General features: G+C 66.6%; 14 protein-coding genes and 2 pseudogenes. 8 read left to right on the forward strand and 8 right to left on the reverse strand.

Going from position 1 to position 14,594, the window contains the following annotated elements; genetic code table 11:
- Positions 1 to 552, forward strand: a pseudogene (locus tag A9X04_RS18485) (hypothetical protein); the annotation flags it as partial.
- Positions 534 to 1,619 carry a lysophospholipid acyltransferase family protein gene (locus tag A9X04_RS18490; RefSeq protein WP_197509223.1) on the forward strand — a complete coding sequence of 362 codons (1,086 nt, stop codon included), beginning with the start codon at positions 534 to 536 and terminating at the stop codon, positions 1,617 to 1,619. The pseudogene A9X04_RS18485 and the gene A9X04_RS18490, both read left to right, overlap by 19 nt.
- A 61-nt stretch (positions 1,620 to 1,680) precedes the next feature.
- Here the strand turns inward: A9X04_RS18490 and A9X04_RS18495 are convergent, their stop codons facing one another.
- From A9X04_RS18495 to A9X04_RS18520, 8 genes are all read right to left on the reverse strand, one after another.
- Positions 1,681 to 2,610 carry a cyclopropane mycolic acid synthase family methyltransferase gene (locus A9X04_RS18495; RefSeq protein ID WP_067923526.1) on the reverse strand — a complete coding sequence of 310 codons (930 nt, stop codon included), beginning with the start codon at positions 2,608 to 2,610 and terminating at the stop codon, positions 1,681 to 1,683.
- Between the two features lie 10 nt (positions 2,611 to 2,620).
- Positions 2,621 to 3,130, reverse strand: coding sequence for a MaoC family dehydratase N-terminal domain-containing protein (locus tag A9X04_RS18500; protein ID WP_067923529.1), 510 nt, complete (start codon positions 3,128 to 3,130; stop codon positions 2,621 to 2,623).
- Between the two features lie 45 nt (positions 3,131 to 3,175).
- Positions 3,176 to 4,087: an HAD family phosphatase gene (locus A9X04_RS18505; RefSeq protein ID WP_067923532.1), complete on the reverse strand. Its 912-nt coding sequence runs from the start codon at positions 4,085 to 4,087 to the stop codon at positions 3,176 to 3,178.
- A gap of 238 nt (positions 4,088 to 4,325) precedes the next feature.
- Positions 4,326 to 4,958: a hypothetical protein gene (locus A9X04_RS30520; protein WP_156764414.1), complete on the reverse strand. Its 633-nt coding sequence runs from the start codon at positions 4,956 to 4,958 to the stop codon at positions 4,326 to 4,328.
- A 14-nt stretch (positions 4,959 to 4,972) separates the two neighbouring features.
- On the reverse strand, positions 4,973 to 5,650 hold the full coding sequence (locus A9X04_RS31590; protein ID WP_231985760.1) for a hypothetical protein: 678 nt from the start codon (positions 5,648 to 5,650) through the stop codon (positions 4,973 to 4,975).
- A gap of 28 nt (positions 5,651 to 5,678) precedes the next feature.
- Positions 5,679 to 8,243 carry a TNT domain-containing protein gene (locus A9X04_RS18510; RefSeq protein WP_067923536.1) on the reverse strand — a complete coding sequence of 855 codons (2,565 nt, stop codon included), beginning with the start codon at positions 8,241 to 8,243 and terminating at the stop codon, positions 5,679 to 5,681.
- A gap of 4 nt (positions 8,244 to 8,247) precedes the next feature.
- Complete coding sequence (locus A9X04_RS18515) at positions 8,248 to 8,538, reverse strand: WXG100 family type VII secretion target (RefSeq protein ID WP_067923553.1); 291 nt, start codon at positions 8,536 to 8,538, stop codon at positions 8,248 to 8,250.
- A complete protein-coding gene (locus A9X04_RS18520; protein ID WP_067923541.1) occupies positions 8,531 to 8,839 on the reverse strand; it encodes a WXG100 family type VII secretion target in 309 nt (102 codons plus the stop codon). The genes A9X04_RS18515 and A9X04_RS18520 overlap by 8 nt, the downstream gene beginning before the upstream one ends.
- A gap of 59 nt (positions 8,840 to 8,898) precedes the next feature.
- Here A9X04_RS18520 and A9X04_RS18525 point away from each other — a divergent pair, with 59 nt between their 5' ends.
- From A9X04_RS18525 to A9X04_RS18550, 6 genes and pseudogenes are all read left to right on the forward strand, one after another.
- Positions 8,899 to 9,168 carry a glutaredoxin family protein gene (locus A9X04_RS18525; protein ID WP_067923556.1) on the forward strand — a complete coding sequence of 90 codons (270 nt, stop codon included), beginning with the start codon at positions 8,899 to 8,901 and terminating at the stop codon, positions 9,166 to 9,168.
- A gap of 102 nt (positions 9,169 to 9,270) precedes the next feature.
- Complete coding sequence (locus A9X04_RS18530) at positions 9,271 to 10,641, forward strand: glutamyl-tRNA reductase (protein ID WP_067923544.1); 1,371 nt, start codon at positions 9,271 to 9,273, stop codon at positions 10,639 to 10,641.
- A gap of 14 nt (positions 10,642 to 10,655) precedes the next feature.
- Positions 10,656 to 11,600 (forward strand): hydroxymethylbilane synthase, encoded by a 945-nt coding sequence (hemC, locus tag A9X04_RS18535; RefSeq protein WP_067923558.1) that lies wholly within the window; start codon positions 10,656 to 10,658, stop codon positions 11,598 to 11,600.
- A gap of 22 nt (positions 11,601 to 11,622) precedes the next feature.
- Entirely contained in the window at positions 11,623 to 13,284 is a 1,662-nt protein-coding gene (locus A9X04_RS18540) for a uroporphyrinogen-III synthase (RefSeq protein ID WP_067923547.1), read from the forward strand.
- Complete coding sequence (gene hemB / locus A9X04_RS18545) at positions 13,284 to 14,264, forward strand: porphobilinogen synthase (protein ID WP_082975092.1); 981 nt, start codon at positions 13,284 to 13,286, stop codon at positions 14,262 to 14,264. Before A9X04_RS18540 ends, hemB begins: the two co-directional genes overlap by 1 nt.
- Before the next feature lie 55 nt (positions 14,265 to 14,319).
- Positions 14,320 to 14,594 (forward strand): annotated as a pseudogene (locus A9X04_RS18550) (DUF3093 domain-containing protein); the annotation flags it as partial.

Here is a 14,594-nt window from a genome sequence, read left to right on the forward strand (position 1 = left end):
ACGATCCTGCGGCTGGCGAACATGATCGGGCCGGCCATGGACACCACGCTGTCGCGGTATCTGGCCGGGCCGTTGGTGCCCACGATGTTCGGTCGCGACGCGCGACTGCAGTTGCTGCACGAGCAGGACGCGCTGGGCACGCTGGAGCGCGCGGCGATGGCCGGTAAGGCCGGCACCTTCAACATCGGGGCCGACGGGATCATCATGCTGTCGCAGGCGATCCGTCGCGCCGGCCGGATTCCTCTGCCGGTGCCAGGGTTTGGCGTCTGGGCGCTGGATTCGCTGAGGCGGGCCAATCGCTACAACGAGATCAGCCGCGACCAGTTTGCCTACCTGAGTTACGGCCGGGTCATGGACACCACCCGGATGCGCGCGGAGCTCGGCTACCAGCCGAAATGGACGACGGCCGAGGCCTTCGACGACTACGTCCGGGGCCGAGGCATGACTCCCATTATCGACCCACATCGGGTACGCTCCCTGGAGGGTCGCGCCGTATCTTTAGCTCAGCGCTGGGGTGGTCGAAATCCAGTTCCGTGGGGTGGGGTCAGGTAGGTATTGTGGCGGGTGAAACCAGAGCGAATGTCATTCCGCTGCACACGAATCGGGGTCGGGTAGCGGCACGCCGGAAAGCCGATCAGCGCGCGGAGTCCTCTCGCCAGCATCCCTCCCTGCTCTCTGATCCCCACGGTCGGGCGTCCGCCGAACAGATCGCGGCCGTCGTCCGTGAAATCGATGAGCACCGTCGCGCCGCCGCCGGGTCGTCGGAGGTCCCGCTCAACGAACTGGCTCAACGCGTCGCCGCGGTGGCCGGATTCGTGCGCCAGCGGATCACCGGTGACTACGCCGTCGACGAATTCGGCTTCGATCCGCACTTCAACAGCGCCATCGTCCGCCCCCTGCTCCGGTTCTTCTTCCGGTCCTGGTTCCGGGTGGAGGTCAGCGGTGTGGAGAACCTGCCCAGCGAAGGTCCCGCGCTGGTGGTCGCCAATCACGCCGGGGTTCTGCCCTTCGACGGGCTGATGCTGTCGGTGGCGGTGCACGACGAGCATCCCGCACACCGCGACTTGCGGTTGCTGGCTGCCGACATGGTGTTCGACCTGCCCGTCGTGGGCGAAGCCGCGCGCAAGGCGGGTCACACCATGGCTTGCACGACGGACGCGCACCGGCTGCTCGCCGCCGGCGAGCTGACCGCTGTGTTCCCGGAGGGCTACAAGGGTCTGGGCAAGCGCTTCGAGGACCGCTACCGGCTGCAGCGCTTCGGCCGCGGCGGCTTCGTGACGGCGGCGCTGCGCACCAAGGCCCCCATCATCCCGTGCTCGATCATCGGTTCGGAAGAGATCTACCCGATGCTGACCGACGTGAAGTTGCTGGCCCGCCTGTTCGGACTGCCCTACTTCCCGATCACGCCGCTCTTTCCGCTGGCCGGACCTGCGGGTCTGGTGCCGCTGCCGTCGAAGTGGCGAATCGCTTTCGGTGAGCCCATATACACCAACGACTTCGCCGCTTCCGACGCAGAAGACCCGATGGTGACCTTCGAGCTGACCGATCAGGTCCGCGAGACCATCCAGCAGACGCTGTACCGGTTGCTCGCGGGCCGTCGCAACATCTTCTTCGGCTAAAGACGCTTTTCGACGCGAAAACGCCCCGGAGCCAATTGGTTCCGGGGCGTCCTCGGGCGACTTACTTGACCATCGTGAACTGGCAGACGTTGGTGTAGCCGTCGCGGAACAGGTCCGAGCAGCCGCGCAGGTACTTCAGGTAGATGTCGTAGGTCTCCTGCCCCTTCAGGGCAATCGCCTCTTCCTTGTGCGCCTCGAGGGCATCCCCCCAGGCGGTCAGCGTCGGAACATAGTTCTTGCCGATGAAGTGGTGTCGCTCGATCTTGAAACCGGCGTCAGTCGCGTATTTGTCGACCAGGTTGACCTGGGGCAACTTTCCGCCCGGGTAGATCTCCTTCAGGATGAAGCTGATGAACCGCAGCAGGGTCATGTTCACCTTCAAGCCCATCGCGTTGCCCTCTTCGCGGCTAGGGACCACGATCGAGTGCAGCAGCATGCGGCCGTCGTCGGGCAGCAGGTCGTAGTACTTCTTGAAGAAGGTCGCGTACCGCTCGTACCCGGCGTCACCCGCGCCGTCGGCGAAGTGCTCGAACGCGCCCAGAGACACGATGCGGTCGATCGGTACGTCACCGGGGAATTCCTCCCAGCCCTGGATCCGCACTTCTTTGCGGCGGGGGCTGTCCATCTTTTCGAACTCGGCCACACAGTGGGCGTATTGGTTCTCGCTCAGCGTCAGGCCGATGACATTGACGTCGTACTCCTGCACCGCGTGCCGCATGGTCGAGCCCCAGCCGGAGCCGATGTCGAGCAGGGTCATGCCGGGCTCGAGGTTGAGCTTGTCCAGCGCGAGTTTGCGCTTCGCGTACTGCGCCTCTTCCAGCGTCTTGGTGAGGTTGTTGGGATCGGGATTCTCGTCGAAGTAACCGCAGCTGTAGGTCATCGACGGGTCAAGCCACAGCTTGAAGAACTCGTTTGACTTGTCGTAATGGGAGCGCACCTTTTCGACCGGTGGCTTGAGTTGGGTGCTACCCGTTTCCCCCTGTGACGTCATTGATCGGACCCTACTTTCCGGCTGATATGGATGCAATCGCGGCCACTGTTGCTTCAGTGTCAGCTTCGGTTGACGCTTCCCCCAACATCGTGACGACACTGGTGATAAGCGGGTTCCCATCGACATCGGTCACTTCGCTGCGGATCTCAGCGAGCACGGTGCCATGGGATTGGATCACCGAGTCGAGATAGGTGTCGAAGTACAGCTTATCGCCGGCGACGATCGGCCGGTGGAATTTAAATTTCTGGTCGCGGTGGATCACCCGCGCGATATTGATCGGGATGCTGAACTTGGTGAAGATCTCCAACTGCACACGCCGTCCGGCAATGGCGAGGAACGTCACCGGTGCCACCAGCGAGTCATACCCGGCAGCCGCGGCCGCCTCCTCACTGAAGTGCGTCGGGTGGTCGTCCTTGACGGCGAGCGCGAACTCCCGGATCTTCTCGCGCCCGACGAGGAAGTAATCCGGTGCCCGGTAATGGCTGCCGATGAGTCCTTCGGCTTCTTTGGGGGTCGTCATGCCGCTATCGCTCTCCGCTCGAATATGTCTCAGCGGCGCAGCCTATCAGCGCGATTGCCTCCTGGACGCCACCGCGGCCAGTGCCCCGCCGGCAGCCCCCAGCGCCAATGCCGACGGCACCCCGATCCTGGCGGCCTTGCGCGCGGTGCGGAAGTCGCGGATCTCCCAGCCGCGTTCGCGGGCCAGGGTGCGCAGCCGGGCGTCGGGATTGATGGCCACGGCGGTGCCCACCAGGGAGAGCATGGGCACGTCGTTGAAGCTGTCCGAGTAGGCGGTGCAGCGTTTGAGGTTGAGGCCTTCCCGGATCGCCAGCGAACGCACCGCGTGCGCCTTCCCGGTGCCGTGCAGGATGTCGCCGACGAGCCGCCCGGTGAACACCCCGTCGACCGATTCGGCGACGGTGCCCAGGGCGCCGGTCAGGCCGAGCCGCCGCGCGATGGTCGCCGCGAGTTCGTAAGGCGTGGCGGTGATCAACCACACCTGCTGGCCCGCGTCGAGATGCATCTGGGTGAGCTCGCGGGTGCCCGGCCAGATCTTGTCGGCGATGATCTCGTCATAGATCTCCTCACCCAGTGCCACCAGTTGGTCGACCGATCGGCCCTCGATGAAGGCGAGCGCTTTGCGCCGGCCGGCGGCGACGTCGTTGCTGTTCTCCTTGCCGAGGATCTGGAATTTGGCCTGGGCATAGATGAAGCCGATCACGTCGCGATAGGTGAAGTAGTTGCGCGCCGCGAGGCCGCGACCGAAGTGCACCGCCGACGAGCCCTGCACCAGAGTGTTGTCGACGTCGAAGAAGGCGGCCGCGGTCAGGTCGATCGGCGGCTGCGGGCGGTCCTCGTCGGTGGCGGCTTTTTCGGCCTGCAGGCCTTCGAGCGCGCGGGCGGCGCTGGCGTCGGCGGCCAGCGACTCCAAGTCAACGCGACTGACGTCTCCGTTGCCCGGTTCAGAGGAAGTCATCGCCAAACCTCCTAGATCGCTGTGTTGCCTGGCGACCCAGTGGGTCCCGATGTCTAACCCTATCGGGCGGGCATGGGGGAGGGATGTGCGCGCCGGATAGCTCACATCGACGCTGGCGTGCCGAGCCTGGCGCGTCCGAACGTGAAGTTAACTTCACGCTCGGCCCCGAGTGTGAACTTAACTTCACACTCGCGGAACGGAGCGGATGATCTGGCACGTTCGGTAGGAACTTCATTCGTTAGTCGCTGCGAATGTTCAGAGTGAACCAATCCGCCGGAACGCCTTCGCGCAGTGCGGAATCGAGTTCGTCAAAGTTGAGGACTAGGACATGAGACGCCGCAGGGGCGTCGGTCTCACCCATCCAGCCTCGATCTGTAGATTCTTGATCTACTGTCAAACTGACTCGTCCGGGGAAATTGATCGGGTCCGGTTTAGTCAGGGTTACTCTCGGATTTAGACCTTCTTGATACCAACGGTATGCCGGACTATCGGTGTATTGCCCGGGACGAGCCATCTGACTGATCAAGAAGGCGAGGTATTTTTCAGCGTCATCATAGGTTCTGAACATCCAATAGGTGTGCCGCGATTCCCTTTCTTCGCTATCAATAAAGAATTGCCCTTCCTCCCACACCAGATAATACGAAACATCGCCGTCATCAATGAAAGCTAACTCCTGACTGCCCGTCATTTTGGGCGGGCGCCGTCCCCAGAACGCCTGGTCCGGAGATTCCCGGCCCCTCGGCTCTCGCCGAGCGTCGCCCGGCGAGCGTCCTTGACGTCGCAGATAGATTTCCTGCCATGCATACCAGTACTTTACGAGTCGGTGCACGAATGGCGGGAACGTGGTGAGGTCGAGCTTGCCATCAACCATCGTTTTTCCGTGGCTCAATTTTTATTATTCGTGGATCGCGCGAGCGAAGCGATGTCTTCAGGCATACCGTCGAGCAGCGCCGCGGTTAACTCCTTGAACGATAAGAGGAGGATTCGCATTCTTGGCTCATCCTCAGGGAATGCAAATCCATAGGAATCGGGCCGTGTTGTGAGTGTGTAGCGTTTCAGATATTGCTCCACAAAGCCTTCTTGAAGGCCTGGGTACTCGCTTTTGAGAAGATTGATGACGTCCAGATCTGCAGCGCCGATCGCTATACGAGAGTCGGGGCCGCGATCGTCCCACTTGACGAATTGGGTCTGTAAGCGAAGGCTCACGCGAGTGCTATCTGCCACGCGCATGATGATGTACTTACCTGCGTCCGAGAATCTTGAAAACAGTACAATTATTTCCTCATCCCGCTGCGCCGCTCTTTCGTGCTTCAGCGAACTCAATACGCTGAAGTAACCGAGCTTTGTACGCGCGATAATCCAAGCTCCCCAGTCGCCTTGCTCCGCCCACTCAGGCCATTTTGCGACTTTGTTCGAGTAGTCCGAGCGGAAATATAGACGGCCTTCATGCCTCTCTGCCTCGTCGTACGGTCCGTTGCCGACGCTGTTGGCAACTTTGCGCCAAAAGTTGTAATGGTCTATGAACTCACCATATCCGTCTTCCGCGCTGAAGTTTGTGGCCAACTCTGAACACCCCTTCTTGGTTGCCGCGCTATCCCAGTGCCAGGTAACCATTTTCAAGTAACCATTTGATCAGAACAGTCTTGCCGTTCTTGTCAACAACCACCCATTGTGTTCCACCGCCCGGCTGTCCGAATGCATCACCCACTTTTCCGTACCGGACTTGCCATCCTTCCGGCAATTCCTTACCGGTGCCGTGAAATCGATTGTAGTCACCAGATGAACCGGGGGCCAATCCGCGGTCAGGATAGAGGTCACCGGCCGCGGCCATGTAATCGCCTCGATCGTCGCTAACCTCTCCGATTCTGTCTAGCCATGTTTCCTTCGGAATGCTGCGAGCTGTTTCATACCTACCATCCGCGAAACCGTCTACTTTTGGCCACTTCCACGTTCTGGTCGCTGGATCCCAGTACCTTTCGAGTATTTCCTGAGCGGCCATTCCCTCGTAAGGACTATGCGCCGCTGATTCGGCGATTTCTCGGGGACATCCGTGTTCCAACAGATCCTGTACGAGCCGCTCGGGTGATTGGGCGAGCGCCAACTGCGCCTGGTGCCACGGCTTCAAATCCGCGAAGGAGGGGACTTCTAGCTGATGCTCGTCGGCGCCGTCATCGGGCGGTGTGCCGTCGTGAGGGTGATGTGACCCGGGCGATTTCTCGCCGTCTGCGGGGGTGATAGGCCCGTCACTCGGCGAGTGTGGCGCGTCTCCATCTCCGATCGGCGGGCCGCCATCTTGGGGACCAGGCATTTCGGGTGGATGGACGCCTGGTTCGTGGGGTATTTCACCGAGGCCGGGAGGTGCTTCGGCGGGCGCTCCGCCCATGGGCACCGAAGGCGGCGTCGGCATGTGTGGCTCCGGTAGCGATGGCAGACCCGCGCTGGGGGGTGCAGCGGCCGATTCGCCGCCGGGAGGCGAAGGCGCGTGGGCCGGCACCGGTTCTGCCGGCTTCGGGTGGGGTAGGGGCGCCTGTTCGGCCGGCGCGGGCATTGCCGGTTTGCCAACGGGCTCGGTCGGCGCGGCGGCCGGTTTGGGCGGCTCACCGGCGGGGGGCTTCTCGCCGACCGGTGGCTTCGACTCCGTCGGGCTGTGCGGCAGAGGGCCGTCAGCGGGCCCGGGTGCCGGCTTGCCCGAGGCGGGGGGCGCGGGCTTGCCCGGTTCCGGCTTGCCGGGCGTCGCGGGCGGTCCCGATTCCGGTGGCTTGGGTGCGGCCGGGGGTGGTTCCGCCGGGGGCTTCACCGAGGGCGGTTTCGCGGCGTCCGGCAACGGCGGCTTCGGCGCATCTCTCACCACGTCGCCAAGGCCGCGCCCCAGCTTGCCGAGCTTTGACAGTGGGCCGCCGGGCAGCGCCAGAGTCCCCACGTCGAAGAGGGTCTTTCCGAACGCTTCGGCCGGGTTCGTACCCCACTCGTCCCAGTGGGTGACCTGCTTACCCAGCGCTTTCCAGGACTCGGCCACTCCGGGCCCCCCGTCGGGGCCCAAGCCCACGAGAGGCGCCTCGCCGGCAACCATGCCGATGACGTCTTTGCCGTAACCCACCGGATCGGATTGGAGTCGGCTCGGGCTGAATTTTGCCATGCCCTCGAGCCAATCCCAGGCCTCCACACCGACACCCTTCAGGGACTGGCCCACGTGGTTGAGGACTCTGCCCACCGAGGTGCCGTGCAGGAAGTGGTCCCATTCTTTGCCCGTCCACCGGCCCATGGCTTCAGCCGCGGCGACGGCGGCGGTCATGGCGGCGTTGATCTGGGCGCCCAACGTCTCGGCTTCGCCCGCGAAGTTGTCGACCACCGTGCGGATGTCGTCGGCGATCCTTTTGATCTCGTCTTCGTCTTCGTCGGTGAGCAGATCCCAGACCTCTTTGATTCCGGTCAGCGGATCGCAGATGCGCGACAACAAATCCAGAATCGCCGCGTGTACCTTGTCGACCTTGGCCGCGTAGCCGTTGAGCTGCGCGGCGATCGTTTGGCACTGGCGTGCGACGTTGATGGTGGCCTCGGAGGCATCCGCCAACGCCTTGTTGATGGCAGCGCCCTCCGGGATCTGTTGGGCGCCAATGGCGGCCATCGTCCCGCCGCCCGCCGCGGTCTCGCCGGCCATGAAGTTGGCGCCCGCGGTTGCCCACGCCGCCGCGGCGGCTCGCAATTTCGCCGAATCGCCACTGGGCCAGATCATTCCGATGTAGGGGGCCACCCAGCCCCAGCCCGCCGGGGCGGCGCTGCCGGTGCCCACCGCCGACGGCGGCTTCGCGCCGACGGTCATGGGCGCGGTCACCTGAGGTGCGGGCAGACCCGCGGCTTGGCCATTGACATCAGACAACGCCTCGGCCAGCGCGTAGTTGTGCGCCGACACCCGCACCCCGTCGCCGATACTGCACAACCCGTTGCGGGTGCTGACCATCGCGTCGATCACCTTGGCCGCCGCGCCGTCATACGCGCGGCCCAGCGCCGCGCCCACCGGATCATCGCCGGCCATGCCCGTGCTGCCGCCCAGCGCCGCAGTCAAGCCGGAGATCACCGATCCCAGCGACTCGCCGGCGGCCAGCACCGTCGCGCCGGCGCGGTCTAGGGCCGTCGGGTCACACGCCAGCGGCGCCATCGGGTCACGACCACATACCGAGATTCGTCGACATGGCTCCGGTGTAGTTGCCGTGCGCTGTCGTCGCTGCCTTCTCGAGTTGCGCCAGCGCCTCGCGCATCATCGCCTCGCCGCGCACCCAGTGCTGATGCGCCTCAGCATGGGCGGCCGCGGCCTGCCCCGTCCATGTGGTGTGCAGACGCGTTACGCGCGAATCGATTTCGGTGATCATGTCCTCGGCGTAGCGTTGGAACGCCGCCATCCGCTGCACCACGTCGGCCAACGCCTGAGGGTCCACCCGAAATGCCTCAGCCACCACGCACCGCCCGTTCCGCCTGGGCGGCCCCGGCCTCGTTGCTCTGATAGCCCTCGCCGGCCTGGCCCACCAGATGCGCCAACAGGGACAGGCCCTGTTGCACCTCGCGAGCCCCTCGATGCCACAGCTCCCACGCCGAGCCGTACGCGGTCCCCGCCGCGCCCTGCCAACCGCCCAACAACTGACCCACCTGATCGTCGAGCTGGGTCAACTCAGCCGAAAGGTGCTCGGCGGCGCCGCCGATGGACATGGCGTGGCTCTGCATCACCACCGGGTCAACCCGCACAGTCTCGTCGGCCATGACCGGAACATAACGCCTGGTAGATGGGTCCACAAGTCACCGATGCCACACTGGTGCCCATGACCGAAGCGACCGGCCGGCCGCACGTTGAGCTCTTGACCCGCGACGGCTGCACCATCTGCGAGCGCGTACATGCCCGGCTGGCCGAACTGGCCGCTGAGCTGGGCTTCGACCTGTCGACGACCGACGTCGACGCCGCCGCGACGGCGGGGAACCCGGCGCTGCGGGCGGAGTTCGGCGACCGGCTGCCCGTGGTCCTGCTCAACGGCCGCGAGCACAGCTACTGGGACATCGACGAGGCCCGGCTGCGCGCGGATCTCGGGAGATGAGGGTGGCCGGGCGATTATTTGGTAGCCCACCTGATAAACGATTACCTTGGAAACCAGTTCAATTACTGGAGAAAGCAAGGGAGCTGGCCAGGTGATGCTGCCGTGAGCGTCCTGCTTTTCGGGGTTTCGCACCGCAGTGCGCCGGTCTCCGTCCTGGAACAACTCACCATCGACGAGGCCGATCAGGGCAAGATCGTCGACCGGGTGCTGCAGTCGCCGCTGGTGACCGAGGCGATGGTCCTCTCGACGTGCAACCGCGTCGAGGTGTACGCGGTGGTGGATGCTTTCCACGGCGGCTTGGCGGCGATCGGGCAGGTGCTGTCGGATCACTCCGGAATGTCAATGGGGGACCTGACCAAGTACGCGTACGTCCGCTACAGCGAGGCCGCCGTCGAGCATCTGTTCGCGGTGGCCAGCGGCCTGGACTCCGCGGTCGTCGGTGAGCAGCAGGTGCTCGGCCAGGTGCGCCGCGCGTATGCCACGGCGGAAACCAACCGGACCGTCGGCCGGGTGCTGCACGAGCTGGCCCAGCGGGCGCTGTCGGTGGGCAAGCGGGTGCATTCGGAGACCGCCATCGACGCGGCCGGCGCCTCGGTGGTGTCGGTCGCCCTGAACATGGCCGAACGCCGGCTGGACGGCCTGGAGGGCAAGACGGCCGCGCTGGTCGGTGCCGGCGCGATGGGCGCCCTGGCGGCGACCCACCTGACCCGGGCCGGCATCGGGCAGGTGCACGTCATGAATAGGTCCTTGTCGCGCGCCCACCGGCTGGCCCGCAGGCTCCGCGAATCCGGCGTGGGGGCCGACGCGATGCCACTCGACCGCTTGGCCGACGCGGTGGCGGACGCCGACGTCGTGGTCAGCTGCACGGGTGCGGTGAGCCCGGTGGTCACGCTGGCCGATGTGCACCTCGCGCTGGCGGCCGCGCGCCGTGACGAGTCGACCCGGCCCTTGGTGATCTGCGACCTCGGCATGCCGCGCGACGTCGACCCGGCTGTCGCCGGTCTGCCCGGTGTGTGGGTCATCGACGTGGACCGCGTCCAGCACGAGCCGTCGGCGCACGCGGCGGCCTCCGACGTGCACGCCGCCCGCCACATCGTGGCCGCCGAAGTCGCCGCCTACCTGGCGGGCCAGCGGATGGCCGAGGTCACCCCGACGGTCACCGCGCTGCGGCAGCGCGCCGCCGACGTGGTGGAGGCGGAGCTGCTGCGCCTGGACAACCGGCTGCCCGGCCTGGAGAGCGCCCAGCGCGAGGAGGTGGCGCGCACCGTGCGGCGGGTGGTGGACAAGCTGCTGCATGCGCCCACCGTGCGGATCAAGCAACTCGCCAGCGCCCCCGGAGGGGACAGTTACGCCGAGGCGTTGCGCGAACTCTTCGAACTCGACCAGACCGCTGTCGACGCCGTTGCCGCTGGCGAATTGCCCGTCATCGCAACGGGATTCGACGTCGGAACGCACGAACCGTCCGCCGAGTAAGCCGATTGGCGAACGTGATCCGGATAGGCACCCGGGGCAGTCTGTTGGCCACCACCCAGGCCGGCGTCGTCAGGGACGCCTTGATCGCCAACGGTCACCCCGCGGAGTTGGTGATCATCACCACCGCCGGCGATCGCTCGTCGGCCCCCATCGAGACCCTGGGTGTGGGCGCCTTCACCACCGCGCTGCGCGAGGCCATGAGCGACGGCCGGGTGGACGCCGCCGTGCACTCCCACAAGGACCTGCCCACCGCGGACGACCCGCGGTTCACCATCGCGGCGATACCGCCCCGCAACGATCCCCGCGACGTGGTGGTGGCCCGCGACGGGCTGGTGCTGGGCGAGTTGCCGCCGGGTTCGCTGGTCGGGACGTCGTCCCCCCGGCGGGCCGCGCAGCTTAGAGCATTGGGTCTCGGTTTGGAAATCCGCCCCCTACGAGGCAACCTAGATACCAGGTTGAACAGGGTAAGCAGTGGTGATCTTGACGCGATCGTGGTGGCTCGGGCCGGACTGGCCCGGCTCGGTCGCCTCGACGATGTCACCGAGACGCTAGAGCCGGTGCAGATGTTGCCAGCACCGGCTCAGGGCGCGCTCGCCGTCGAATGCCGCGCCGGTGATGAATTGGCGGCAGTGCTGGCGGAACTGGACGACGCCGACACGCGCGCGTCGGTCACCGCGGAGCGAGCCCTGCTGGCCGAACTGGAGGCGGGTTGCTCCGCGCCGGTGGGCGCGATCGCGGAGGTGGTCGAGTCCATCGATGAGGACGGCCGCGTCTTCGACGAGCTGTCGCTGCGCGGTTGCGTGGCGGCGCTGGACGGGTCCGACGTGATCCGCGCGTCCGGCATCGGCACCGCCGACCGGGCGCGGGAGCTGGGGATTTCGGTCGCCGCGGAGTTGTTCGAACTCGGCGCCCGAGAACTCATGGCCGAGGCGCGGCAGGACCCGGCACGAGGAAACTAATTGCGAATGACTGGGAGCGACAATGACGACGCGAGGGCGTAAGCCGAGACCCGGCCGCATCACATACGTGGGTTCCGGTCCCGGCGACCCCGGGCTGTTGACCACCCGGGCCGCCACGGTATTGGCGAACGCCGCGCTGGTGTTCACCGACCCCGACGTGCCGGAGCAGGTGCTGGCGCTGATCGGCAAGGATCTGCCGCCGGTTTCCGGCCCGGCGGCACCCGCCGACGCCACGGCGGGCGACGGCGACGCCGCCTCGGGCGGTGCCGAGCAACCCGCGGTGATATCGGCCGGCCCGGACGTCCGTCCCGCGCTGGGCGAGCCGGCCGAGGTGGCCAAGACGCTGACCGCCGAGGCTCGTGCCGGCGCCGACGTGGTGCGGCTGGTGGACGGCGACCCGCTGACGGTCGACGCGGTCATCACCGAGGTGAACGCCGTCGCGCGAAGCCACCTGCACCTCGAGATCGTGCCCGGCCTGGCGGCGACGGGCGCCGTGCCCACCTATGCGGGGCTGCCGCTGGGCTCGTCGCACACGGTCGCCGACGTGCGCGACCCAAACGTGGACTGGGACGCTTTGGCCGCGGCGCCGGGCCCGCTGATCCTGCAGGCCACCACGTCGCACCTGGCCGACGCGGCGCGGACCCTCATCGAGCACGAGCTGGCCGAGACCACTCCGTGCGTGGTGACGGGGCACGGCACCACCTGCCAGCAGCGGTCGATCGAAACCACCTTGGGCGGCCTGACCGATTCGGCCGTGCTGGGCGGGACCGATCCGGCGGGCCCGTTGACCGGGCCGCTGGTGGTGACCATCGGCAAGACCGTGGCCAGCCGGGCGAAGCTGAACTGGTGGGAGAGCCGCGCGCTGTACGGCTGGACCGTGTTGGTGCCGCGCACCAAGGACCAGGCCGGCGAGATGAGCGAGCGGCTGACGGCGTACGGCGCCCTGCCGATCGAGGTGCCGACCATCGCCGTCGAGCCGCCGCGCAGCCCCGCGCAGATGGAGCGGGCCGTCAAGGGCCTGGTCGACGGCCGGTTCCAGTGGGTGGTGTTCACCTCCACCAACGCGGTGCGCGCGGTGTGGGAGAAATTCGGCGAGTTCGGTCTGGACGCCCGGGCGTTCTCGGGGGTGAAGATCGCCTGTGTCGGCGAGTCCACCGCCGACCGGGTCCGCGCGTTCGGGATCAGCCCCGAGCTGGTGCCGGCCGGTGAGCAGTCGTCGCTGGGTCTGCTGGACGACTTCCCGCCGTATGACAGCATTTTCGACCCGGTGAACCGGGTGCTGCTGCCGCGCGCCGACATCGCCACCGAGACGCTGGCCGAGGGCCTGCGCGAACGCGGTTGGGAGATCGAGGATGTCACCGCCTACCGGACGGTGCGGGCCGCCCCGCCGCCGGCGGAGACCCGGGAGATGATCAAGACCGGCGGATTCGACGCCGTGTGCTTCACCTCCAGCTCCACGGTGCGCAACCTGGTCGGCATCGCCGGCAAGCCGCACGCGCGGACCATCATCGCCTGTATCGGTCCCAAGACCGCCGAGACCGCCGCCGAGTTCGGCTTGCGGGTGGACGTGCAGCCCGAAACGGCCGCCGTCGGCCCGCTGGTCGACGCGTTGGCCGAACACGCCGCGCGGTTGCGCGCCGAGGGCGCGCTGCCGCCGCCGCGTAAGAAGAGCCGCAGGCGGTAGTGGCCTACCCGCGGCAGCGTCCGCGCCGGCTCCGCTCCACCCCGGCGTTGCGTCGTCTGGTGGCGCAAACATCTTTGGAGCCAAGGCATTTGGTACTGCCGATGTTCGTCGCCGACGGTATCGACGAACCGCGCCCGATCGCGTCGATGCCCGGGGTCGTGCAGCACACCCGCGATTCACTGCGCAGCGCCGCGGCCGATGCCGTCACCGCCGGGGTGGGCGGGCTGATGCTGTTCGGGGTGCCACGCGACGAGGACAAGGATCTGACGGGGTCGGCCGGCACCGACCCCGACGGCATCCTCAATCTAGCCCTGCGGGACCTGGCCAAGGATCTCGGCGACGCGACGGTGTTGATGGCCGACACCTGCCTCGACGAGTTCACCGACCACGGCCACTGCGGTGTCCTCGACGCCAGGGGCAGGGTGGATAACGACGCGACGCTGGCCAGGTACGTCAAACTGGCTGTGGCACAGGCGGAATCGGGCGCGCACGTGGTCGGGCCCAGCGGAATGATGGACGGGCAGGTGGCCGCGATCCGCGACGGGCTGGACGCCGCGGGTTACGCCGACGTGGTGATCTTGGCGTATGCCGCGAAGTTCGCCTCGGCGTTCTACGGCCCGTTCCGCGAGGCGGTCAGTTCCAGCCTGTCCGGCGACCGGCGCACCTATCAGCAGGAGGCGGGCAACTTTCGCGAGGCGCTCCGCGAGATCCGGCTGGACCTGGACGAGGGTGCGGACATGATCATGGTCAAACCCGCGATGAGTTACCTCGATGTGGTGGCCGCCGCGGCGGACGTCTCACCGGTGCCGGTGGCCGCCTACCAGGTCTCGGGCGAGTACGCCATGATTTGCGCTGCGGCCGCGAACAATTGGATCGACGAGCGTGCGGCGGCGCTGGAGTCGTTGACCGGCATCCGCCGCGCTGGAGCCGACATCGTGCTGACCTACTGGGCCGCGGACGCGGCCGGTTGGCTTTCGTGAAATGGGGCTGGCGGTGAATTCCGAGACTGCAGCGAGGGGCGCCGAACCGAAGCGGTTGTTCTACGAATCGGGCGCCAGCTGGATCTGGGTGCTGTGGGGCCCGGTGGCGGCGGGCGCGATGATCCTGATCGAAGTCTGGAGCGGCGCCCCGGTGTCCTTCCTGATCCCGGTGATCTTTCTGGTCCTGGTGTCGGGGTTCGTCGGGTTGCAGGTCAAGGCGGCGCGGATCCACGTCTCGGTCGAGCTGACCGAAGACGCCCTGCGCCAGGGCACCGAAACGATCCTGGTGCGCGAGATCCTGCGGGTGTATCCCGAACCCGAGCACCACGA

Source organism: Mycobacterium sp. E3247, from assembly GCF_001667785.1.
In the GTDB taxonomy this organism is placed as follows: Bacteria; Actinomycetota; Actinomycetes; order Mycobacteriales; family Mycobacteriaceae; genus Mycobacterium.

Excerpts from the sequence above, each read along its gene's own strand:
- A9X04_RS18510 (WP_067923536.1), bottom strand. The coding sequence starts at position 8,243 with ATGGCGCCGCTGGCGTGTGACCCGACGGCCCTAGACCGCGCCGGCGCG.
- A9X04_RS18495 (WP_067923526.1), bottom strand. The coding sequence starts at position 2,610 with ATGACGTCACAGGGGGAAACGGGTAGCACCCAACTCAAGCCACCGGTC.
- A9X04_RS18500 (WP_067923529.1), bottom strand. The coding sequence starts at position 3,130 with ATGACGACCCCCAAAGAAGCCGAAGGACTCATCGGCAGCCATTACCGG.
- A9X04_RS18525 (WP_067923556.1), top strand. The coding sequence starts at position 8,899 with ATGACCGAAGCGACCGGCCGGCCGCACGTTGAGCTCTTGACCCGCGAC.
- A9X04_RS18505 (WP_067923532.1), bottom strand. The coding sequence starts at position 4,087 with ATGACTTCCTCTGAACCGGGCAACGGAGACGTCAGTCGCGTTGACTTG.
- A9X04_RS30520 (WP_156764414.1), bottom strand. The coding sequence starts at position 4,958 with ATGGTTGATGGCAAGCTCGACCTCACCACGTTCCCGCCATTCGTGCAC.
- A9X04_RS18540 (WP_067923547.1), top strand. The coding sequence starts at position 11,623 with ATGACGACGCGAGGGCGTAAGCCGAGACCCGGCCGCATCACATACGTG.
- A9X04_RS18520 (WP_067923541.1), bottom strand. The coding sequence starts at position 8,839 with ATGGCCGACGAGACTGTGCGGGTTGACCCGGTGGTGATGCAGAGCCAC.